We start from the raw sequence: 21,874 nt of genomic DNA, 5'->3' as shown, positions 1-21,874 counted from the left end.
TATGCCAAAGGCTGTTTAGTTCACTGGCCTAAAGATACAGGAAATCTCCATAATCAAACGGCAGACGCTACTTTTTCCGGACTGGCTTGTATCTTTACGCGCATGAGCAAAAAGGTACTTTTGATGATTCTAGACGGATGGGGCCTGGGCACAGACCCATCCGTATCGGCGATTGAGCACGCCAATACTCCTTTTATGGATTCCCTGTTCCACCGTTTTCCGCACGCGCGCCTGCAAGCCTCCGGTGAGGCCGTGGGACTACCCGAGGGCCAGATGGGCAACTCTGAGGTAGGCCACATGAACCTGGGCGCCGGCCGCGTGGTGTACCAAGATCTGGTGAAAGTGAACGTAGCCATAAGAGAGAAAACCCTGGGCCAGAACCCGGTGCTGCAAGACGCTTTCAAGTTCGCCCGCGAGCACAACAAACCCGTGCACTTCATCGGGTTGGTGTCTGACGGCGGCGTCCACTCCCATATTGAACATCTCAAGGCGCTATGCTCACTGGCGCAGGAGCAAGGGGCCCCCAATGTATTTGTACACGCCTTCACCGATGGCCGTGACACCGATCCCAAAGGCGGTTTGGCATATTTATCAGACCTGCAGGACCACCTGGACACTACCGGCGGCAAGATTGCCTCTATCATTGGCCGCTATTTCGCCATGGACCGTGACAACCGCTGGGAACGCGTAAAACTGGCCTACGACCTGCTGGTGCACGGCCAGGGCCGTAGCTCTGTGAACTGGCGCGAAGCCGTGCAGGAGTCGTATGACAACGGCGTCACCGATGAGTTCATCCAGCCTATTGTATGCTTAGGAGAGAACGGCGAGCCGATGGCGCACATCCAGGAAGGCGACGTGGTGATCTGCTTCAACTTCAGGACCGACCGCGGCCGCGAGATCACGCAGGCCTTGACCCAGCGCGATTTCCCTGAGCAGGACATGCACCCGCTGAGCCTCCGCTACTACACCCTCACCAACTACGATGATACCTTCGTAGGCGTGTACCCCATCTTCGACAAAGACAACCTGGCCAACACGCTGGGCGAAGTGCTGGCCCACGCCGGTAGAACCCAGATCAGGATTGCCGAGACCGAGAAATACCCGCACGTGACCTTCTTCTTCTCCGGTGGCCGCGAGCAGCCGTTTGAAGGCGAGAAACGTTTGTTATGCCCATCGCCCAAAGTAGCCACGTATGACCTGCAGCCTGAGATGAGCGCCTTTGACATCAGGGATGCCATTCTCCCCGAGATTGAAGGGGAGACGGTGGACTTTATCTGCCTTAACTTCGCCAACCCAGACATGGTAGGCCACACCGGGGTGTTTGAAGCGGCCGTGAAAGCCGTGGAGACCGTGGACCAGTGTACCCAGGCCGTAGTGACCGCTGCCTTAGCGCACGGCTACGCGTCCATTATCATCGCAGACCACGGCAACGCCGACATGATGCGCAACCCCGATGGTACGCCTAACACGGCCCACACCACCAACCTGGTGCCTATCATCTTGGCAGATGAGGAGTACAAAGGCGAACTGATGGACGGGAAACTAGGTGATATCGCGCCTACCGTGCTGACCCTGATGGGCGTACAAGCCCCCGCCGACATGACCGGAACCTCGCTGCTGATTTCCAGCGTAGAATAGCCTTACCGCAAATAAGAAACGGAGATAGCGAAGCACCTGCTGCTTTTCTATCTCCGTTTTTCATCTGTTTTGCGTAAAACAAGCCCAAAACCATTTACAGCTTTCTCTTTCCTGCCGTCCATGTTCAACGTTCCGTCTCTTCGCTTCTGGTATCAAAAATCAACCTTGGTCCTGCTTTCGGCCTTTGTTCTGGGGGGTAGTGCCTGCCAGGATAAGGGAACCATGGCCCCGGTGGTGAAGAGCACGCATCAAGCGTATGATCTGGTAGGATTTCTGGACCGCGAGGCCCAAGCGCTTAATACAAAGAAAGCCATGGTGCGGAAAGCCGTAGCGGAAGATGGTACCGTGAAAGAAACCAAGACCATCACCTCCCTGAACTGGACCGAGGAACTGGCGCCCTTCGCCGATGCCGATATCAACAAGCCGGCGCTCAAAGGACTTTTCACGGTAGACTCTTCCTCAGACGCCTTAGGGCAGCAGGTTCGCCGCTACACCGCTAAGGAAGACGCCCGCACCAACGTACAGGAAGTCACCTACACTCTGGATGCCAAAGGCCAGTTGGTGCAGCTAGACGCCACCATTCTGCAGGACAACATGCTGTTCGGGACGAAGAAAGTACTGCACCTGGAGGCTCACTCCGGCACCGCGCCGCACTTGGTGCGTTACCACCTGGATGAAACCCAGAAACTGCTGCTCATGGGCGCCGAGCGCTACAGCGTTACCGGCGAGGTGGCCCAATAACCTAATCTTTCTACTCACTTATTTTAGAGAAATACCGGATTTTCACGCTGCCCGGCACCAGCTTGGTGTCTTTGGGAATGCCTTTGTGCGAGTCTTGGTACTGATGGCTTTTGTACCAAGTCTTGAAGCTTTCCTCATCGTCCCAGTAGGTCATGAGCCAGATCTCGTTGGGGTTGTCCTGCGGCGAGAGCACCTCCAGTTTCTGAAAACCGGGCGCGTCATCTACCAGGTGCGGCCTATTTCTGAATGCCTCTTTCACGCTGGCTTCGGTGTCATTGGCAATGGTAAAGGAACTAAGGGAAACAAACATAAAATGAAAAATATAACCCGAGAGGCGGCGTTCTTATCCATAATCCCGGAGAGATGTGACAATTGAAGGTAAGTTAGGAAAATATGTAACGTAAATTATCTTGCCGCGTTAACCTCAAACTCCTTCCTATGCCTTAGAACCTCTTTAGAGGGTGTAGCAACAGCATGCAAAATTATCAGAATCACCAAGTTGACCTTTCTAATTGTGACAGTGAGCCCATTCACCTGATCGGTCGCATCCAGCCCCACGGCTTCTTACTCGTCCTGGACCAAGACACCCTGCAGGTAGAGCAAGCCAGCCGCAACGTGGGCGCGTACCTGCCGCTGGAGTTGGAGGAAATACTGGGCAAGCCCTTGAAGGACTTACTCTCCTCCGCAGAGACTGCGTTTGACCCGAGCATGACGGGCACCCAGTTCCTTTCCTTGAGCGGGCGGCCGTTTATAGGCCATTTTCACGAAACAGAGGGAAAAATCATTTTGGAGTGTGAGCCCTGCGCCCCGTATTCAGATGCGGAGAAGCTGTGCCACAACAACCTCCTGAGCCAACTGCACCAGCAGCTTGGGGCCATTTACACTTTGGAGGAAGCAGCCCAGACCGTGGCCCATACCTTGCGCACCATCCTGGACTATGACCGCGTGGATGTCACCCAGTTTGACCAGGAGTGGAACACCGATGTCATTGCCGAAAGCCGCAACGAAAAGCTGGACACCTTTATAGGCCACCATTTCCCGGCCACTGACATTCCGGCGCCGGCCCGGGAACTGCTGCTTCAGAAACACGTGCGGCAGATCCCAGACGTGAACGCCCAGGCGGTGGAGATCAGCCCTTACTTCAACCCCGGTACCGGCCAGCCCATCAACATCCTCAAATCTGAGCTGCGCAACCCTTCTGAGATTCACCTGGAATACATCCGGAACACGGGCGTAGCCGCCACTATTTCATTCTCCATTCTGGTAAAGAACAAGCTTTGGGGGGTAATTGCCTGCCACCACGTGGAACCTACCTTTATAGATGTCTGGCGCCGCCAACTCTGTGACCTGGTGTGCAAGACCTTTGGCGAGGTCATTGCCTCCATGCAGGAAAAGCGCGACCAGGAACAGTTCAACCGCTATAAACAGATTGCCCGGACCTTGGTCAAGCGCCTAAACAACGGCATGAACCTGTCCGAAGGACTTTTCGGGCCGCAACCCAACCTGCTGGACATCACCCAGAGCCAGGGCGCAGCTCTTTTCCTGAACGGCTCCCTCACCACGTACGGCCAGACCCCGCCGCAGGAGGAGATCAGCAAACTCACGGGTTGGCTTTCAGAGCATGTGTCTGAAGGGGTGTTCTGCACAAACCAACTGTCAAAGGAATGGCCCGAGGCAGAACGCATAAGGGAGGTAGCCAGCGGATTGCTGGCGCTGGAGATCTCGCGGTACAACCAGGAATACCTGCTGTTCTTCAAGCCCGAGATCAGGGAAACCCGGGTGTGGGCCGGCAACCCCGAGAAACCCATGCTCACCGATGGCCTGCGCATCCATCCGCGGAAATCCTTTGAGAAGTGGGTGGAGGTGATCAAAGGGAAATCACAGCCCTGGAGCATCAACGAGGTGGAGATTACGCAGATTCTGCTCAAAGACCTTATTGCCATCCGGCTTCGCAACCAAACCGCCGCCCTGGAGGGCCTTAACCAGGAACTCCTGCTCAACACCGAGCAGCTGCGCACCAGAAATGCCCAACTGGAGGATTTCGCGTACATCATCTCGCACAACCTGCGCTCCCCGCTGGCCACTATCAAAAGCCTGCATCAATTTTACATTGAGGAGCCGGATCAGGAGAGCGCCGCCTATGTCATGAAAAACGTGCGAAAGGTGAGTGATAACATGTCTGAGACCATTGATGACCTCAACGTGATCCTGAAGACGCATTTGGTGAATGAACTCCCGCACGAGGAAGTCTCCCTGGCCGAGCTCATCCAGAAGGAAACCCAGAACCTGGCGGCCATCCTGGCCGAGACCAACGCCCAGATCACCTCTGAGCTGGAGGTGGCTACCATCCACATTCCTAAGCTGTATTTGGAAAGTATTCTGCACAACTTCATCTCCAACGCCCTGAAGTACCGTTCGCCGGAGCGCCGGCCGGAGATCAACATCAGAAGCTGGCGCACCTCAGACACCCTGCACCTTTCCGTCTCCGACAACGGCATTGGCATGGACCTGGACTTCGTGGGCGATAAACTGTTTGGCTTGTACAAGGTGTTCCATAAAGTGGAACAGTCCAAAGGGCTAGGACTCTACCTTACCCGCATGCAGGTGAAAACCCTGGGCGGCACCATTGACGTGGACAGTGAATTAGGCAAGGGCACCACCTTTACGGTAAACTTCACCCAGATCAACTATTCCTCTGAGGAAAGGTAACTCCGTTTTAGACGGGTTTTCCCAAAAACAGCCTTCAAACTCTACTTGCCTTGCAGGGTAACCACCACCGTGCGTTTGCCGCCTTGATTGCGGTGCTCGCAGAGGTAGATGCCTTGCCAGGTACCCACGTTCAGGCGGCCGTTGGTGATGGGCACCGTCACGGAGGCGCCCATGAGGGAAGCCTTGATGTGCGCGGGCATATCATCGGGGCCCTCCAGGGTGTGGCGGTAATAGGGCGCGTTCTCCGGGACCATGCGGTTGAAGTGCTGCTCAAAATCGTGGCGCACGGTGGGGTCTGCGTTCTCGTTGATGGAGAGGCTGGCCGAGGTGTGCTGGATGAAAATGTGCGCCAGGCCTACTTCTATCTCCTCCAGCTCGGGCAACTGAGCCTCCAAGAGATCGGTGATGAGGTGAAAGCCGCGTTTCACGGCGGGCAGGCGTAAGGTTTTCTGGAACCACTTCATACAGCTAAGGAAAAATTATTGGTAGTCTACTTCCAGCGCCCCGGCATCGGGTTTCTGAGGGTCACGCGGTTTGTTCTCGTAGTCCGTGGTGATACCGGGCACCGGCGTACCGGCGGCGTTGGCCGGTGACAGCTTGATGATCTGGAAATCCAACTTGGGCGCATCGCGGAACTGCGGGTCTACGTTGAGTTGGTTTCCGTCTTTTCCAAACTCGGTCTGGTAGGCTTTTGTCTTCAAAAAGGAGTTCCGGATGGTTCTGCTGGCAGTCCCCGTCAAGGCGCCAAACTGCAGTTCCTCTTCCTGCCGGCCCCACAAAATGCTGTTGACCACGCTCAACACGTATTCCCCGTCAAACGAAATGGAAGGCATAAACCGGACAAAGTCATTGGCATAATTGGCCACCGTACTGAAGATAATTTCATAGCGCCCTCCCAAACCCATAAAGGCGTATTCGGCGCAGTTAGCGATGATGCTGTTTTCCAGCCGCACATGGCCGCCAATGCTTTGCACCCCGTTTTGCAGCATGTTTTTGAGAAAAGCGTTCCTAAGCGTCACCTGGGGCACTTTGTTGGCTTCGGCTTTCAGGTACACGCCGTTCACCGCATTTTTGATCTCTACGAAGCGCAGGTCATTGCCCTGGCTGGCCGCCAAGAACTCCAACCCCTGCCATTGGCCGGGCGCGTTGCGGTACTGCTCCTCCAGGCGCACCTGCTGAAACACCACCCGCTTCTCGTGCTCGCCTTCCACTTTCAACGTCCCCAGCACTTTTATCTTGGCCTTACGATGCAGATGGACCTGGCTGCCTTTCTGGATGGTGAGGGTTTGCCCCGCCGGTACCGTGACAGAATCATAGATGATGTGCGCTTTGGCGGAAGTCCAGACCTCGGCGGGAACCGTGAGGTAGTTTTGGCGGTAATACGTGGCGTTCTGCCCATAAGCCACCAATTTCACTTTCTGCTGGTTTCCGTTGGTGAGAAACAGGATAGAGTCGTTCACCAGGAAAGGCTGCTCCTGCACGTTGGGGTTGATGGTGGCTTTGACCAGCACCAGCAGACTGTCTTCGCCCCGGAGCTCCACGTCCTGCAGTTGCGGTCCCGGCCTTCCGTTCACAAACACCTGGAACGGCGAGCCGGCGAGCCCACCCACTTTTATCTCCGAGATCCGGACGGCGTTCTTGTTGGGGTTGTAGACTTTCAGGCGCCTGGTGACGCTACCCACCTCGGTGAAAACAGTATCAAACAGCACTGTATCGGCCTCCAATCTGAGCAAGGCCCCGGCATCGGCGGTGATTTCCTCGTCGCGGGGCGTGCACGCGCTCATCCACCAGCCCACTACGCAAACCAGGGCCAGGCTTTGCAGCCAAAGTCGCCAGGAAGCAGAAAGAAAGGAGGGAAGCGGCATGAAGGTAAGGTGCTAATGATTTAAGGTGCTGATGTGCTAATTGATCTGCCTGTACGTAGCGGACCTGATTTGAGGCTATTTGATAAAAATCGGGCCCAAAACAAAGGAATAAAAAAAGCGCAGCTCTGGTGAACTGCGCTTTCTGGTATGGGTTGGCTTAGGCCTGCACGCCTTCTTTCAAACGCTCAGCGTTCTCAGCGATACGAAGCTGCTCCACAAACTCGTCAATGTTACCGTCTACCACGCTAGGCAGGTTGTACACAGTCAGTCCAATTCGGTGATCGGTGACACGGCCCTGCGGATAGTTATAGGTTCTGATTTTATCTGAACGGTCACCGCCGCCCACCATGCTCTTGCGCTGGGCGCCTTCTGCCTCGTTTTTCTTGGCCAGCTCTATCTCGTAGATACGGGAACGCAACACCGCCAAGGCCTTGTCAAAGTTCTTGAGCTGCGATTTCTGGTCCTGGCACTGGGCCACGATACCGGTTGGGATGTGGGTTAAGCGTACGGCAGAATACGTGGTGTTCACCGACTGACCACCTGGTCCTGAGGACATGAAAAGGTCCTTGCGGATGTCGTTCATGTTCAGTTCCACGTCCAGTTCCTCCACCTCAGGCAGAACTACTACTGAGGCCACGGAGGTGTGGATACGTCCGGCGGTCTCGGTGGCGGGAACACGCTGCACGCGGTGCACACCTGACTCAAACTTAAGCTTGCCGTACACGTCTTCGCCCTTGATGCCTACAATCACCTCTTTGTACCCTCCGGCGGTGCCTTCCATTACGTCAATCACCTCCATTTTCCAGCCTTGCTTCTCTGCGAAACGGCTGTACATGCGGTACAAATCACCGGCGAAAAGAGAGGCCTCATCGCCACCGGCACCCGCTCTGATCTCCATGATAATGTCTTTGCTGTCGTCTGGATCGGTAGGGATGAGCATCTCTTTGATGCGCTCTTCCATCTCGGTGCGCTGCGGCAACAGCTCGTCCAGCTCTTCTTTGGCCATCTCCCGGAAATCTTCGTCTTTCTCCGTGGCGATCACCTCTTTGGTATGCTCAATATTGCTGAGCAGCAGCTTGTAACGCTCATACTCGGCCACTATCTTCTCCAGGTCCTTGAACTCTTTGTTCAGAGACTTATATCTTTTCAGGTCACTGGCAACATCTGGTTGGATGAGTTGCTCATTAACCTCTTCAAACCGCTGTTTTATGGCTTCCAGTTTATCTAACATCTTCTGCTTTACTTAATTCAGGCCGCAAAGATACGAAATTTCCGGCGCAATTGTTTGTGTGCGTTTCAGGCTTGTTTCAGGAAAAAGGGCCGTAAAACAAGGTGCTCTGTGTAAGAGAGTTCTTTACCTCACCTGCACGGTTGCCAGCCCGCGCCCTACCTGCCCGCGGCCCGTGATTCCCTCCACTACCGCCTGGTACGTGGTAAGGGCATCGGCGGCGAAAAAGGTCCACTCCGCGGTACCCGAGGCATTGGTGGTGATGGTGGGCGACCAGAAAATAGTGCTCCGCAGGTCAGGCAGCTTGGTTTCGGCGGGCGCATCGTAGCGGGGCATATAAAATTCCCGAGCGGTCTGGTACCGAATTCCTTTGTAGGACGAAATGCCTCTCCAGCGGGAGATCTCGGGTGTGGCGGCGCTCCCGCGCTTGAGCGAAACGGCAATCACGCCATTGCCTCCCTGGGACCCGTAAACAGCGGAGGACGCCCCGGGCATGAGCACATCAATCCGGTCCACGTCACTCATAGACATGGTTCTGAAGAATTCCATTTCCATGGGCATGCCGTCCAGCAGGAAAAGCGGTGGTCCGCCCCCGCGCATGGAAATGTTGTCTCCTGACACATACAACCCGGCAATGCGGCCCTGCAGACTGGCGATCAGGTTCATGCCCGGTGGCAGGTCTGCCGCTTTGAGGGTTCTGTCTGGCCTGCTGTAAAGCCCTCGGCTGGCATAATCGTCTTCTTCTTTCTGTACCCGGCCTTTGATGTTCACCGTGTTCAGGAGAATGCTTTTACCGGATAGCTGGTCTAGCTTGAGTTGCTCGCGGTTGCCTTGCAGGTACCTGGCCAGTTCCTGGGAGAATGGGCCGGGAGGCGGGGGCAGCGGAGCCCTGGGTTTCGCCAGCGTGAGCGGCAACCCTTTCTCCAGCACCACTTCCAACGCGTTCTTGCCTTTGGCCGAGAGGGCCTTCACCACAATGCGGGCGCTGTCATCCAGGCCGGCCACCCCAAACATGAACTTGCCCTGCGCGTCTGTGGTGTCGGTGAGTGTGCCGGCGATGTTGCTAAGCTCAAAGAGGTTCACCACGGCATTGGGCTCCGGCTTCCCCGATGTTTTCAAGACGGTTCCCCTGACCGTGAGCGCCTGTTCTATGGGGTGGGTAAGCTGGGGAGGCTTGCTCTGCAGCAGGTCTTGCCACACAAACCGGCGCCAGCCTTGGGTGAGCATGAGGTTGTCCAGCGCCAGGGCGGCCTCAGGGTCTTGCCCGGAGAAATAGTACCCCGGCGCTTCTATGTGCCCGCGCAGGTCTGAGGTGAGCAGCAGGTTGGTGAGGATGTTATTGCCGTTCACATCAGGCGTAATCTTCTGCTGGTCCGTGACGGCTACGGAGAAGGTGCCCGCCACAGGGTTGCCCGCCTCATCTTTGGCCTGCAGGCGCATGGTTACTTTCTCGCGGGGTTTATAGGCTGTTTTATCAGAAGTGAGGCTTAAACGCAGTTGCCGGCCCTGGTTCACGAAGACCAAACGCTCGGCCAGGGGTTCGCCGGTGCCTGAGAACAGGGTGATCTGGGAAACCCCATCGGGGAAGCTCTTTCTGGGCACCTCCACCACTACCAAGTCTTTGCCCGTAGTACCCGTTCCCCTGAAATACATCTCGCCCCGGCTCTGGCCCAGGAAATGGAGAGCCTTGGGCCGGTTCACCCCATCGGCGTAGCCCAGCAGGTAGACTTTCAATCTGATAAGTTCAGGGCTGCTGTTGTCCACGGTCATCAGCACGCCCTGTTCTTTGGCGGCAGGCAAGGGATACACCGCGGAACTCCCGTTGGGCAAAGATAGGCGGGCCTCATACGTCATTCCCTTGAAAGGCATGAACCTGATGCGGCCCATCCCAAACTTCAGGCTCTTGAAATCGGTGACTTTCTTGCCGGTCTGGTCGTAGATGGCGCCGGATACGTCTGCGCCCAGACCCGTGGCATCCACGGCTTTGAAGCCCACCACGTTCCACATGCCCGCCACCAGGTTTCCGCCCTCAGGGAAGAACTGCAGATCTGGTTTGAGGTTGGGCAACGGGATAGGAAAGCTTTTCACGTACGCGTTCTGGCCTTCGGTGACCGTTAGCTGCAGTTTGGTGTTCTGCCGGTCCTCCTTCTCAGATAGGAGCAGCGCGAACCGAGACAATCCTTGGGCGTTGGTCACCCCTTTTTGCTTAGCCGATGTCTTGCGGCCCGTTTGGGTAAGGTACGTGAACGGCGTGTTGGCCAGCGGCTCTCCCTGGTGGTTTTTCAAAGAAAGGCTTACCCGCACGGAGTCTCCTTTGCTCTGTGGCTTCACCTCAAAAACCACGGAAGGCACCACGTCTTCCATTCTGGGGTTGTAGATGGTCAGGTTTTGGTGGAAAAAATACTCCTCGTCAAAGTTCTGCATCCAGCTGGTGTACGCCCGCAGCCGGTACTGTCCGGCCGGAATGGTATCGGGCAGGGCGAAATCACCATGGCCCAGTCCGTTCTGCACCTCCACCGCCACCCGGCTGTAAACAGAGTCCTCGGGGTTGAGCAGCTCCACATACAGCACCTTGCTGAGCTGGCTGGGCGTATGCTCCTTGGCGTTCACCAGATAGGCTTTGAACCAGGCATCCTCGCCGGCGGCATAGTATGGTTTGTCCAGGTGCAGGTACACTTTCTCCTGCGGATATTCTTTCGTAAAGCGCTGGAACCGGGCAATGATTTCTTCAAAACTGGTGGTGAAGGATGCGTTTTTGGGCCCAAACGCAAAAAGTGTGGCTAAAACAAAAAGCAGCAGACAGGGGATGAGTCTTAATCTTGGGGGCATGTAAGTACTAAAGGATAATAGCTTGAATAGGAATACTGGATATATTCCTAAATGTAGCGAAATCCCTGATTAGTTTGGCTACCACATATAGCACCTTTTATATACTTGATTCATTCCTCTGGACCAGACAAGTTACAGTTTCCTGTTTACCGGCTCTTTTCTGTAAAACAGCTTTGAAACGTTTGGAAGACCATTTCGGGTTAGCCCCACAGCCTTCCCAGAAACCTGAGCACGTTCCGGTAGCTGAGGTCCCCTAGTTGATCGGGGGAAAACTCCTGCCTTAACTCCGCCAGGATGTTCTGGTACCGGGCTGCCGTCCGGTGTTCTTCATGGTAATAGGATTCACCTGTCCCGCCGGACTCCTGGAAGAAGTCGGCCCCGAAGGCCAGGGCTTGCGGCGCGTGCCGGAAACCGTAGCGAATGTGCTCCAGCAGCCCTTCGGGCCGGTCTGGGTGCACAAAACTCCTCAGGAAATTCAGCCCGATGAGCCCTTGCCGCCGCACTATCTCCGCTACCAATTCCTGCGGCAGGTTCCGAGGATGGTCGCACACTGCTCTGAAATTGGAATGGCTGGCCATCACGGGGATATCCAGGTTCTGCCGGTCAATGAAGGAGAGGATGTCAAAGGCGGCTGCGTCTGAGGTGTGGGCCAGGTCCACGGCAATGCGCCGGCCGCTGAGGTAACGGAGCAGTTGCTCGCCATCCGGCTTCAGCCCGATGCCAGGCGTGAGATTGCCACCGCTGAACCGGTTCTCGTCCACGTGGGTCAGGCTGATGTAGAGCATCGGCCCCGCCAGTTCTGTGATTTTTTCCAGCCTTGAAAAAGCAAGTTTCAATGGTTCTTCTTCCTCGCAGAGCCCCGAGGCGTTCTCAATGGCCGCCACCATGGCTATGCGCTTCCCGTGCAGCACCTGGTTTTGGAGTTCTTTTGGGGAAACCAGGGCAAAAACATCTTCCCTTCTCAGCAGGTCCTCCCGGAAAAGCAGGGCCTGTTTTAAGGTGAAATCGGCGCTGCCGGGCTCGGTGGGCGTGAAAAAAGCCATGGTTTGCAGCTTTACCTTACCGGCCTGCAGATGTGGGATCGCGCAGCCAATCCGGTCCACGTCCATGGGCGTGGCGCCGGGAATCCAGGCCAGGTAGCCGGTGAGGTCGCAGTGCAGGTCAATGATGGGCAGGCGGGAATCTTCCAAATGGTGAATAGGTGAAGGCACGATGGCGTGAATACAGGTCTAAAGAAATCCAACAAAGCCCGAGTTTACGAAGAACTGCCGGACCGCAGCCCAAAAGCCGGATTTTTTCCCGAATTTTGCAAAAACAATTCAAAACGTACGCCCCGCTGGCGCGTACCCTTCGGCTATGGTACTTCCTTCTATCTTATTACACGCAGGCAAAGAACATTCCCTCAAGCGCTTCCACCCCTGGGTTTTCTCGGGGGCCATCAAAAAAGTGGAGGGCGAGGTGCAGGAAGGCGACATCGTGGCCGTGTACACGAACCGACGCGAGTTCCTGGGCCTCGGGCATTTCCAGCCGGGTTCCATCGCGGTGCGCATTTTCTCGTTTGAGGAAGTGGAGCCCGATTACGCTTTCTGGAAAAGCCGTGTGCAGCGGGCCGTGGATTACCGCCGTGAGCAGGGTTTCCTGGACACCCCAGATACCGATGTCTACCGCTTGGTCTTCGCGGAGGGCGACAATCTGCCCGGCCTCATCATTGACGTGTACGGCAACACCGCCGTCTTGCAGGCCCACAACGTGGGAATGTTCCACGTGAGACAACACATCGCGCAGGCGCTCATAGAGGTTTATGACGGCAAACTGACCGCCGTGTATGACAAGAGCGCCGAGACCTTGCCGGCCAAAGGTCCGGTGCAGGGCCAGAACGGCTACTTAATTGGCGAGACCCCTACGCCGCACGTGGTCACTGAGAACGGCAACAAGTTTCTGGTAGACTGGGTGACAGGCCAGAAAACCGGCTTCTTCATTGACCAGCGCGAGAACCGCCAACTGCTGGCGCACTACTCCAAAGGCAAAACTGTGCTCAATACCTTCTGCTACACCGGGGGCTTCTCTATCTACGCGCTCAACGCCGGCGCCACCGCCGTGCATTCTGTGGATGTCTCCAAAAAGGCCATTGACCTCACCGACCAGAACGCTGCCCTGAACAACGGCCAGGACCGCCACGAAGCCTACGCCGTAGACACCTTTGAATTCCTGCGCGGCAAAGAAGGCCTGTATGACCTGATTGTGCTGGACCCGCCCGCCTTCGCGAAAAGCCAGAAAGTACGCCACAACGCGCTCATGGGCTACAAACGCCTGAACGCCGAGGCCATCCAGAAGATAAAACCGGGCGGCATCATCTTCACCTTCTCCTGCTCCGGTGTGGTAGACAAATACCTCTTCGCGAGCACCGTGATGGCTGCCGCCATTGAAGCCGGCCGCAACGTCAAAGTCATGCACCACCTTTCCCAACCCGCCGATCACCCCGTGAGCATCTTCCACCCGGAGGGCGAGTACTTGAAGGGCTTGGTGCTGTACGTGGAATAGGAAATAAGTTATTGATATCCAGTCTGATCCATGCAATTTGCAATCAATATTCTGCAAACGGTAGTAGGTGTAATTATCGCCTACTTTATCCTGCGGAAATTAACAGGTAATAAAGACCAACTATTCAGGGCGAAATTCTTTAAATACCTGTTAGGGCTTTTCTTGTTTGTCTTTGCTTTGACAGCTTTAGGAACTTACCTAATAGCTTCTCCAGAGATAGTAGAACAGGCTGTTGAGCAGTTGAAACAAAAGCCAGAAATTCAAACATCAATAGGTGAGTACACAGGATATGGATACAATACTCATAAGATTGAGCAGATACATGAATTTCCCTCACTTGTTGAGTTATCACTCTCTGGAAGCAAAGCTGATGTAAAGCTTTCTGTTCTGATCGACTCTACTTCCAGTGGGTTTGAAGTGAAAGAGTATCAAATTTTAGATTTAGAGGAGAAGTAATCACCTTTAAACACCAGAGATGTAAATTAAGCGAGACTCTCCCCTTGAGGGGAGCGCAGTGGGGTGTTTACAAAATCAGGCTGTGTATTGCGGAAGCTATTCCAACATGCTTGCTTCGGCTTAGCTAAAGCTTAACTGTTCTTCAAACAATTTACACCCCTCTTTATCTCCCCTCAAGGGGAGAGTCTGCGCTTAAAAAGCAATGTCTTAGTTGGATTGGCTCTTCGTTTTCTGCCTCACTTTCAGAAATAAAGCCGAAAACGAATTCTTGCTACTCGATGGTACTTCCCAGCGTAAACAAACCTCCTACATTCTCCGGTTTCAAAGCTTCATCCAGGCTCATTCTGATGCGCCATTCTTTGGGGTAGTGGTTGTTGACGCGGTTTTGGAGTTTTTTGCCCCAGCCCAGGGCTACTCCGTTGAACTGCACCAACACCCAGCCGTTGGCGGAGTTTTCCAGGACCACGTCTTCGCGGTGCAGGAATTTGAGGGCGGTGGCCAGGTCTACCTCGGCGCGGGGGAAAGCATCTTCAGACACGTGCTGAGACAGCGCTAAGGCGGGCAGGGGTTTGGCGTTGTTCTTCATGACCTCGGCCACTTCAATACCACCGTAAACCACGCGCAGGTTCTCGTAGAGCTGTTCCAGTTCCAGCATCCAGGCGTGGGGCAGGGCGCGGAGGGTTTCTTTGTGCTTCACCAGTTCCCAATTTTTAGGCTCTTTCAGCCAACCCTGCACCAACGCTTTCTCCTGCTTGGAGGCCAGGACCAGGAACGGACGCTTGCTCTTTTTGAAGGTGCGCGCCTCCTCACCCTCGGTTTTGCGCACGGCGGCCAGGAAGAAGCCTTCGCCCTGGGTGCGGTGCGGGTAGAAGCGGTAGCCGTGCATGCCTTCCAGTTCTGTCTCGGTGATGCCCCAATCGGGAGACAAGTCTAAGGTGATGGTCTCGGCGTCTTGTTGCTGGGCGAGCCAAGCCAGGTTCTCCTCGTTTTCCTCCAGGTTGTAGGTACAGGTGCTGTAGATGAGCACGCCGCCGGGCTTGAGCGCGTCCCAGACATCCATGAGAATGCGGCGCTGGCGCTCTGAGCAGAGTTTCACGTTGGCCTCCGACCACTCGTTCATGGCATCGGGGTCTTTGCGGAACATGCCCTCGCCGGAGCAGGGCGCGTCTACCACCATCACATCGAAAAAACCGATCAATTTACCTATGTGGCTGGGGTCATTGTTCGTGACCACCACATTGCCGGAGCCCCATTTCTGGATGTTCTCCGCGAGAATATTGGCCCTGGGCTTAATGACTTCATTGGCTACCAGCAGGCTTTCCTCGGAAAGCAAAGAGGCAATGTGAGTGGATTTTCCGCCGGGGGCACCGCACAGGTCCAGCACGGCCAAAGGTTCGCTTAGGTCTACACTCTGCTTCAGGGCTTGCTCCAGGAACATGGAACTGGCTTCCTGCACGTAGTAGGCCCCACCGTGGAACATGGGGTCCAGGGTAAAACTGGGCCGCACCGATAGGTAGAACCCGGTCTCGGTCCAGGGCACCTGGGGCAAACTGGTAGGCAGCGGCATCTTCGCGCGGTTCACCCGGATGCTAGTAGGTGAGGGCTGGTCTAGGGCATCGGTGAAGGCAGAGTAGGCCTCGCCCAACTGCGACTGCATGCGGGTCTGGAAAGGGGCAGGAAGTGCTAGGCTCATAAACATGGGTGCCCGGGCTTAGGCCGAAGCTCCGGCAAAGATACTACTTCTGTTTTTGGCCTGTTTCCCAAAAAGGCGCGCGAAAGCAGATTTAGTCTGCGGCCAAGATAGGCTCGCGGCGGGTGGTGATCTTGGCCGGTTTGCGCACGGTGCGGGTCTGGTACACAGGATTGTCTATGAACGCCACCACTTTCAACGTAAGGTCCAGGCCGGTGATGGTGCTGGGGTTCTCAAAACCCAGGTACAGGTAGCTATCATCGGTCTTGGGGGTCTGGTTGATCAGCACCTTGCCGTAATCAGAAAGCACGTCCTTGCCGCTGGCCACACTGTAGGGTTTCCAGCCGTCTTCGTCTTCCTTGAAAAGGTAAGCGTTGTTCTTGTTGAACAGGTGGTAGCTGATGTATCCGCTGGATTTCACCTGCGGCAGCTGCGGCAACAGCCCTAACCCGAACGCCACCAACGGATTGCTGCCTGTGAGCAGGGCCGTGGCGCCTTTGGCCAGCGTCTTGCCCGTTTCCTGTAGCGCCTCCACCGATTCTTGTCCTACGCCCACCCAGTACACCCAGTGTTTGGTACCGGCCGGCAGCTTGAAGCGCTCGGTGCTGCGGTTGTTGCTGGTGATGTTGGTGAGTGACGCCAGGCGGAAGGTTTTGTCTACTATTGTCTCAGATTTGAGGTCGTTCTTCACCAGTACTTTCTCGGTAGCGGTGGTCCAAACGGTGTCTTTGACCGTGCGCCAAGCCACCAGCGTGTTGAAATTCTGCGTGGCCTCGATTTTAGGAATGCGGGTAAGCGTGAAATGGCTTTTGGTGCTGGTCTGCGACAAACTCTGCAGCGTAATGGTGTACACCGATTTCTGCGGCACCGTGAGGCGCAGGTTGTTCAGTTTCTTAGTTTCCTCGGTGCTGTACAGCGGCGAGGAAGAGAAATACTCCTGCACCGTCACCTTGTAGATCGTTTTGGCCTTGTTCTCCAGGTCCAGCACCAGCACATCCCCGGCTTGGAAGGCATACTGCAGCTGCGTGGCCGGTTGCCCGGTGCCCGCTACCTGCAATTCCAGATCCGCGATCTTGATGGGTTTGCCGGCTTGCGCCGATAGGGTGAAGGAGAAAGTAAAAAGCAGCCCGCAAAAAGCCAGCGCAGAACGAAGAAAAGTCCCAGACATATAGGTAAACAGAAGCCAAACCTGATTTGCGTGCAATTTACAAAAATCGCCTCATAATCAGGGCATAGGCTTCCACTACAACTTTCCGGCCAAGCCTGGTTCCCGCCTGCTCCAGTTTCCGGGCTCGGCTTACATCACCACCAGAAGCTGCGCGTTCGTCTCATCAAAGCCAAAGCCACGTGTTTAAGCTGAAGCAGTGCTAGTAGCCACCCAGCGGCTCAATCCACATTTTGCGGGCCACCGCCTGGGCCGCGAAACCGGTCACCGACTCCCGGAACCTGCCTCTAAACTGCACCGCCACCTGCTGCCCGTTCTGTAATTCGCTCAGGCTGATGGATTTCCCGTCCAGGCCCACAATCTGGGTAATAGGCGTCACCAGCACCACTGCTCGCCCAAAACGGGAGAATCTATCGGGGAAACCTTCCACCAAGATGAGCATCTGGCCCTGGTTATATTCCCGCTGGGTGATGGTGCCCCGCACGTCTACGCGCTGCGGCGAGAACCGGGGTCCGGCTGGGGTGGTGTCTTCCTCGGCATTGGCCGTGCTGGCTTGGTTTTCGGTGCCTGTTGGCGCCGTGGTCTGGCAACCGGTTAGAGAGAAGCCGGCACACAGCAGAAAGAACAAATACAACGTAAGGGTTTTTATCTTCTTCATGGTCTTGTACTTAGCTAGAAATCTATGAACGAAAACCGCGCCCAAATGGCTGAACAGAAGAAAGGGATGCGCGTGATTTTGGTTTATTTTTGGAAAATGCGGCCCAGAACGGAGTAATTATAGGATAGAAGTTGTTATCTCTGTACCCGGTTACTACCGCGGATTCTTACCTTCGCCGTATTCGCGGCGCGGAAAATCAATCTTATGGCTAAAATCAAAACAGCATATTTCTGCCAGAGCTGCGGGGCGCAGTCGGCTAAATGGATAGGCCGCTGCCCGGCCTGCGGCGAGTGGAACACCTACGTAGAAGAAGTAGTGGCCCGCGAGGACGTGACGCCCACCACCGCCTGGAAAGTGGGTACCAGCAGCCAACAGGTGGCCAGCAAACCCAAACCCATCGGGGAGATCACCTACTCAGAGCAGGCCCGCGTGGTCACCGAGGACGCCGAACTGAACCGCGTCTTGGGCGGCGGCATTGTGCCCGGCTCTATGGTGCTTATCGGCGGTGAGCCCGGCATCGGGAAATCCACGCTCATGCTGCAGATCGCGTTGAGTCTGCGCAGCCAGCGCGTGTTGTACATCTCCGGCGAGGAAAGCGAGCAGCAGATCAAGATGCGCGCCGAGCGCCTGGGCGCCAAACACCCCAACTGCTTTATCCTCACCGAGACCGGCACCCAGAACATCTTCAAGCAGATAGAGCAACTCCAACCTGATGTCCTGATCATTGACTCTATCCAGACGCTGCACTCATCCTTTATTGAAAGCGGCGCGGGCAGCGTGGCCCAGGTGCGGGAGTGTACCGCTGAGCTGCTCAAATTCGCGAAGGAAAGCGGCACGCCGGTGTTTTTGATCGGGCACATCACCAAGGAAGGCAACCTGGCCGGACCTAAGATTCTGGAGCACATGGTAGACACTGTGCTCCAGTTTGAGGGCGACCGCCACATGACCTACCGCATCCTGCGCACGACTAAAAATCGTTTCGGGAGCACGTCTGAGTTGGGCATCTACGAGATGCTGGGCACCGGCCTGCGGGAGGTGAGCAACCCCTCTGAGATTCTTATTTCGCAGCGCGAGGAGGCTTTCAGTGGCATCACCATCGGGGGCACCATGGAAGGCAACCGCCCGCTGCTCATTGAGGTGCAGAGCCTGGTCACGCCCGCTACGTACGGCACGCCGCAACGCAGTACCACTGGTTATGATGCCAAGCGCCTGAACATGCTCTTGGCCGTGCTGGAGAAGCGTGGGGGCTTTAAAATGGGCATGCAGGACGTCTTTCTAAACATCGCCGGAGGCTTGAAAGTGGAAGATCCCGCTTTGGATTTAGCCATTTGCGCCGCCCTGCTTTCTTCCTTTGAAGATGTGGCTATTCCGCACACCACCTGCTTTGCCGCTGAGGTGGGCTTAGGGGGCGAGGTGCGGGCCGTGCACCGTATTGAGCAACGTATCTCAGAGGCCGAGAAATTGGGTTTTCAGGACATTTTCATTTCTAAATACAACAAAAAAGGGGTAGACCTGAGCCGGTTTAACATCAGAATCCATGCGGCTAGCAGGTTGGAGGAAGTCTTCAGCGGTTTATTTGGATAAGCCAACCCTTTGAACTATTTTTATTTCTGGTGGCGTTAGAAAACCATTACTGAATCAAAGATTGTATCTTCTTTATTGATTTTCAAGATGTCTTTCACCCCTCACAGATTATTGACTTCTTTAGTGCTGGGCCTGGCGCTCTGCTTTAGCACTATTTCCGCTCACGCCTCCCAGGGCACGGTCACCATCACCGGCAGAATCAACGAGCCGGTAAGCGATAGCGTGCTGCTGGAGCTTTACACCGTTCCGGCCTCCTATTCCGGTGAGTCGCACACGGTGGCCTTGTCCAAGAACGGCGAATTCACCCTCACCGCCCCGGTTAATGAGCCCATGCTGGCCGAACTGGTGCACGGCCCTGAGTCGGTGATGCTGTTCCTGCAGCCCGGCGATAACCTAGATGTGCGCGCCGATGCCGAGGACTTTATCTCCACGGTGAAATTCAAAGGCCAGGGTTTTGACGAGAACAACTTCCTGCTGGAGTTTGAGCGCAAGTTTGAAGAGGAGGAAGACTACCAGGTGCTGCCAGACAACATCCACAAACGGGAAAAGGAGTTCCTGCTTTTTTTAGAGGAGCGTCGGGAAGACCAGATCAAGTTCCTGGAGAAATTTCTGAAAAACGCCAAAGTCTCTGAGGCCTTCAAAGGCTACGCACGGGCGCAGATTGAATTCGGGTACGCCAATGACCGCCTCACCTACGTGGACGTGCGCAAACGCGTGGGGGATCTGCCGCCCCAACTTTCGCCCAACTACTATGACTTCCTCAAAAAGGTAAACCTCAACTTTCCAGGGGCGATGAGAAACCAGGCTTACTTGGATTTCCTGAACAACTACTTCCAATACCGGGCCCTGGAGCAGAAACCAGCCAACCTGGAGCGTGACTACTATCCGGTGATGTACGGTCTGGTGAAACAGGAACTGCAGGGTACCGCGCGTGACATGATGATGGCCCGCATCCTTTCGCAGGCTTTCAGGTTCGGGTACGTGCCAGACGCCGATGCCATGTACACTGATTTCCAGAAAGAGGCCAAAGACCAGAACTTCCTCTCGTTTGTGCACGCGCAGTACAAGCAGTTCAGAAGGGTAGGATTGGGCAGCCCCGCCCCGGCGTTCACCTTGCTGTCTTCTACCGGCGACAGCGTTTCGCTGAGCAAATTCAAGGATAAGATTGTGTACCTGGGCTTCTGGCGCACGCACTGCGGCATCTGCAACGTAGACCAGCAAGCCTACAAATACTTCGCCCAACAGTTAGCCGAGAAAGACATTGTGCTGCTGCAGGTATCAGTAGGGGAAGACTTCAATGCCTGGAAGGCAAATATCGCGCAGAAGAAACTGCCGGGCATCCACCTCTACGCGCCAGACCTTTCGGCCAAGATCCTGAAGGACTATGATGTGAAATCTTTCCCGGGCTATTTCATGATTGCCCCAGACGGTACCCTCATCAGCACCAATGCCCGCCGCCCCGGCCACGCCGAAGGGGCCCGCGACATTGCCGCCGCCGTGGACCAATACCGGAAGACCGCCAGGAAGTAGGGCATAGATTAACCCAAACTTTCGGGCACCTTTCAAGATACAGGTCTCAGTATAACAAAGGAAACTGGCCACCGCTGCAGCACGCAGCCTCGCCTTTTTTGCCTACTTTTGCCTAAACAGGTTTAAAACAGGAACAGGTGCTACCTACTGAAGGTGGCACCTGTTTTATAATATAAAAAGCATTTGACCCGAGGCACGTTTCAGGATGGATTGAATTTGGCGTCTAAGCTTACTCCGCGCCGCGCCTGGAACGCGCTGCAGGTGGTGAGCAGCTACGCTTTGGCCCGCCTCACCAAGAAGCCGCGCCACTGGGGAGACCCGGTCAGTATCTCTTTTGAGCCCACTACCTCCTGCAACCTGCGCTGCCCCGAGTGCCCCAGCGGCCTAAGGTCGTTTACCCGCCCCACGGGCATGCTCTCCAACGAACTTTTCAAGCAGACCATTGACCAGCTGCATAATCGGCTCCTGTACCTGCTGTTCTATTTCCAGGGCGAGCCTTACCTGCACCCCTCGTTCCTAGACTTGGTGAAATACGCCTCCGGCAAAGGCCTGTACACCGCCACTTCTACCAACGCCCATTACCTGACCGAGGAAAACGCCCGCAAAACCGTGGAATCTGGCCTGGACCGGCTTATCATCTCGCTGGACGGCACCACGCAGGAGGTCTACAAACAGTACCGGGTAGGCGGCAAGCTGGACAAAGTGCTGGAGGGCACCAAACGGCTGGTGAAATACAAGCGCGAGCTCAAATCCAAGACCCCGTATCTTATTTTCCAGTTTCTGGTGGTGCGCCCCAATGAGCACCAGATAGAAGACGCCAAACAGCTGGCCAAAGAGCTGGGCGTGGACGATGTCTGGTTCAAGACCGCGCAGATCTATGACTATGCCCAGGGCTCGCCGCTCATTCCTACCATAGACTATTACTCGCGCTACCAGGCGCAGCCCAACGGCACCTATACCCTCAAAAACAAGCTTATTGACGGCTGCTGGAAGATGTGGCACTCCTGCGTCATCACCTGGGATGGCCTGGTGGTGCCCTGCTGCTTTGACAAAGACGCGCATTACAGATTAGGCAACCTACAGCAGCAAAGCTTCAAGCAGCTCTGGAAAAGCGATGGATACCGCAAGTTCAGGGGTTCTTTGCTCAAGGGCCGAGGCCAGATAGAGATGTGCCGCAACTGCTCTGAGGGCACCAAAGTCTGGGGCTAGAAACCCTTTTGCTTTCTTTAGCTGGATTGCC

Annotated in this window: 17 protein-coding genes; 8 read left to right on the top strand and 9 right to left on the bottom strand. The window is 55.4% G+C overall.

The annotated features are described in order from the left end of the window. Window positions 1-102 precede the first annotated feature (102 nt). Entirely contained in the window at window positions 103-1,638 is a 1,536-nt protein-coding gene (gpmI, locus tag FOA19_RS07505; protein ID WP_149090121.1) for a 2,3-bisphosphoglycerate-independent phosphoglycerate mutase, read from the top strand. Window positions 1,639-1,803: 165 nt separating this feature from the next. Beyond that, complete coding sequence (locus tag FOA19_RS07500) at window positions 1,804-2,379, top strand: hypothetical protein (RefSeq protein WP_190300314.1); 576 nt, start codon at window positions 1,804-1,806, stop codon at window positions 2,377-2,379. 10 nt (window positions 2,380-2,389) lie between these two features. Here the strand turns inward: FOA19_RS07500 and FOA19_RS07495 are convergent, their stop codons facing one another. Then, window positions 2,390-2,689 carry an antibiotic biosynthesis monooxygenase family protein gene (locus FOA19_RS07495; RefSeq protein WP_149090119.1) on the bottom strand — a complete coding sequence of 100 codons (300 nt, stop codon included), beginning with the start codon at window positions 2,687-2,689 and terminating at the stop codon, window positions 2,390-2,392. A 164-nt stretch (window positions 2,690-2,853) separates the two neighbouring features. Between FOA19_RS07495 and FOA19_RS07490 the strand changes: the two genes are divergently transcribed. Beyond that, window positions 2,854-5,088, top strand: coding sequence for an ATP-binding protein (locus tag FOA19_RS07490; protein ID WP_149090118.1), 2,235 nt, complete (start codon window positions 2,854-2,856; stop codon window positions 5,086-5,088). 41 nt (window positions 5,089-5,129) lie between these two features. Here FOA19_RS07490 and FOA19_RS07485 read toward each other — a convergent pair whose 3' ends face one another. The 5 genes from FOA19_RS07485 to FOA19_RS07465 all read right to left on the bottom strand — a co-directional run bounded on the left by FOA19_RS07485 (window position 5,130) and on the right by FOA19_RS07465 (window position 12,200). After that, window positions 5,130-5,552 (bottom strand): secondary thiamine-phosphate synthase enzyme YjbQ, encoded by a 423-nt coding sequence (locus tag FOA19_RS07485; protein WP_149090117.1) that lies wholly within the window; start codon window positions 5,550-5,552, stop codon window positions 5,130-5,132. A 15-nt stretch (window positions 5,553-5,567) separates the two neighbouring features. Further along, window positions 5,568-6,953: a hypothetical protein gene (locus FOA19_RS07480; protein ID WP_149090116.1), complete on the bottom strand. Its 1,386-nt coding sequence runs from the start codon at window positions 6,951-6,953 to the stop codon at window positions 5,568-5,570. Between the two features lie 157 nt (window positions 6,954-7,110). Next, complete coding sequence (gene prfA / locus FOA19_RS07475; protein WP_149090115.1) at window positions 7,111-8,184, bottom strand: peptide chain release factor 1; 1,074 nt, start codon at window positions 8,182-8,184, stop codon at window positions 7,111-7,113. 123 nt (window positions 8,185-8,307) lie between these two features. Continuing rightward, entirely contained in the window at window positions 8,308-11,010 is a 2,703-nt protein-coding gene (locus FOA19_RS07470; RefSeq protein WP_149090114.1) for a carboxypeptidase-like regulatory domain-containing protein, read from the bottom strand. A 200-nt stretch (window positions 11,011-11,210) separates the two neighbouring features. Further along, window positions 11,211-12,200, bottom strand: coding sequence for a dipeptidase (locus tag FOA19_RS07465; protein ID WP_149090113.1), 990 nt, complete (start codon window positions 12,198-12,200; stop codon window positions 11,211-11,213). A 166-nt stretch (window positions 12,201-12,366) separates the two neighbouring features. On the opposite strand from FOA19_RS07465, the gene FOA19_RS07460 reads away from it, so the two are divergent. Together FOA19_RS07460 and FOA19_RS07455 are read left to right on the top strand one after the other, a co-directional pair. After that, the gene (locus tag FOA19_RS07460; RefSeq protein ID WP_149090112.1) at window positions 12,367-13,551 is read left to right on the top strand and encodes a class I SAM-dependent rRNA methyltransferase; all 1,185 of its coding nucleotides are present in this window, start codon (window positions 12,367-12,369) and stop codon (window positions 13,549-13,551) included. Between the two features lie 30 nt (window positions 13,552-13,581). After that, on the top strand, window positions 13,582-14,007 hold the full coding sequence (locus FOA19_RS07455) for a hypothetical protein (RefSeq protein WP_149090111.1): 426 nt from the start codon (window positions 13,582-13,584) through the stop codon (window positions 14,005-14,007). Window positions 14,008-14,278: 271 nt separating this feature from the next. Here FOA19_RS07455 and FOA19_RS07450 read toward each other — a convergent pair whose 3' ends face one another. From FOA19_RS07450 to FOA19_RS07440, 3 genes are all read right to left on the bottom strand, one after another. After that, the gene (locus FOA19_RS07450) at window positions 14,279-15,700 is read right to left on the bottom strand and encodes a methyltransferase RsmF C-terminal domain-like protein (RefSeq protein ID WP_149090110.1); all 1,422 of its coding nucleotides are present in this window, start codon (window positions 15,698-15,700) and stop codon (window positions 14,279-14,281) included. A 91-nt stretch (window positions 15,701-15,791) separates the two neighbouring features. Next, window positions 15,792-16,865, bottom strand: a complete 1,074-nt coding sequence (locus tag FOA19_RS07445) for a hypothetical protein (protein ID WP_149090109.1) — start codon at window positions 16,863-16,865, stop codon at window positions 15,792-15,794. Window positions 16,866-17,064: 199 nt separating this feature from the next. Next, window positions 17,065-17,520 (bottom strand): hypothetical protein, encoded by a 456-nt coding sequence (locus FOA19_RS07440; RefSeq protein ID WP_149090108.1) that lies wholly within the window; start codon window positions 17,518-17,520, stop codon window positions 17,065-17,067. A 204-nt stretch (window positions 17,521-17,724) separates the two neighbouring features. Between FOA19_RS07440 and radA the strand changes: the two genes are divergently transcribed. The 3 genes from radA (at window position 17,725) to FOA19_RS07425 (ending at window position 21,843) form a co-directional block, all read left to right on the top strand. Continuing rightward, window positions 17,725-19,104, top strand: a complete 1,380-nt coding sequence (radA, locus tag FOA19_RS07435; protein ID WP_149090107.1) for a DNA repair protein RadA — start codon at window positions 17,725-17,727, stop codon at window positions 19,102-19,104. A gap of 87 nt (window positions 19,105-19,191) precedes the next feature. Beyond that, on the top strand, window positions 19,192-20,634 hold the full coding sequence (locus tag FOA19_RS07430) for a TlpA disulfide reductase family protein (protein ID WP_149090106.1): 1,443 nt from the start codon (window positions 19,192-19,194) through the stop codon (window positions 20,632-20,634). A gap of 183 nt (window positions 20,635-20,817) precedes the next feature. Then, window positions 20,818-21,843, top strand: coding sequence for an SPASM domain-containing protein (locus FOA19_RS07425; protein ID WP_149090105.1), 1,026 nt, complete (start codon window positions 20,818-20,820; stop codon window positions 21,841-21,843). The last annotated feature ends 31 nt before the right edge of the window (window positions 21,844-21,874 follow it).

This window comes from Rufibacter hautae (assembly GCF_008271695.1).
In the GTDB taxonomy this organism is placed as follows: Bacteria; Bacteroidota; Bacteroidia; order Cytophagales; family Hymenobacteraceae; genus Nibribacter; species Nibribacter hautae.
This window is presented reverse-complemented; position numbering and strand designations above follow the sequence as displayed.

What these genes read in the sequence shown, in the direction of transcription:
- gpmI (WP_149090121.1), top strand. Translation starts at nt 103, where the DNA reads ATGAGCAAAAAGGTACTTTTGATGATTCTAGACGGATGGGGCCTGGGC.
- FOA19_RS07495 (WP_149090119.1), bottom strand. Translation starts at nt 2,689, where the DNA reads ATGTTTGTTTCCCTTAGTTCCTTTACCATTGCCAATGACACCGAAGCC.
- FOA19_RS07490 (WP_149090118.1), top strand. Translation starts at nt 2,854, where the DNA reads ATGCAAAATTATCAGAATCACCAAGTTGACCTTTCTAATTGTGACAGT.
- FOA19_RS07485 (WP_149090117.1), bottom strand. Translation starts at nt 5,552, where the DNA reads ATGAAGTGGTTCCAGAAAACCTTACGCCTGCCCGCCGTGAAACGCGGC.
- FOA19_RS07480 (WP_149090116.1), bottom strand. Translation starts at nt 6,953, where the DNA reads ATGCCGCTTCCCTCCTTTCTTTCTGCTTCCTGGCGACTTTGGCTGCAA.
- prfA (WP_149090115.1), bottom strand. Translation starts at nt 8,184, where the DNA reads ATGTTAGATAAACTGGAAGCCATAAAACAGCGGTTTGAAGAGGTTAAT.
- FOA19_RS07470 (WP_149090114.1), bottom strand. Translation starts at nt 11,010, where the DNA reads ATGCCCCCAAGATTAAGACTCATCCCCTGTCTGCTGCTTTTTGTTTTA.
- FOA19_RS07460 (WP_149090112.1), top strand. Translation starts at nt 12,367, where the DNA reads ATGGTACTTCCTTCTATCTTATTACACGCAGGCAAAGAACATTCCCTC.
- FOA19_RS07455 (WP_149090111.1), top strand. Translation starts at nt 13,582, where the DNA reads ATGCAATTTGCAATCAATATTCTGCAAACGGTAGTAGGTGTAATTATC.
- FOA19_RS07450 (WP_149090110.1), bottom strand. Translation starts at nt 15,700, where the DNA reads ATGAGCCTAGCACTTCCTGCCCCTTTCCAGACCCGCATGCAGTCGCAG.
- FOA19_RS07445 (WP_149090109.1), bottom strand. Translation starts at nt 16,865, where the DNA reads ATGTCTGGGACTTTTCTTCGTTCTGCGCTGGCTTTTTGCGGGCTGCTT.
- FOA19_RS07440 (WP_149090108.1), bottom strand. Translation starts at nt 17,520, where the DNA reads ATGAAGAAGATAAAAACCCTTACGTTGTATTTGTTCTTTCTGCTGTGT.
- radA (WP_149090107.1), top strand. Translation starts at nt 17,725, where the DNA reads ATGGCTAAAATCAAAACAGCATATTTCTGCCAGAGCTGCGGGGCGCAG.
- FOA19_RS07430 (WP_149090106.1), top strand. Translation starts at nt 19,192, where the DNA reads ATGTCTTTCACCCCTCACAGATTATTGACTTCTTTAGTGCTGGGCCTG.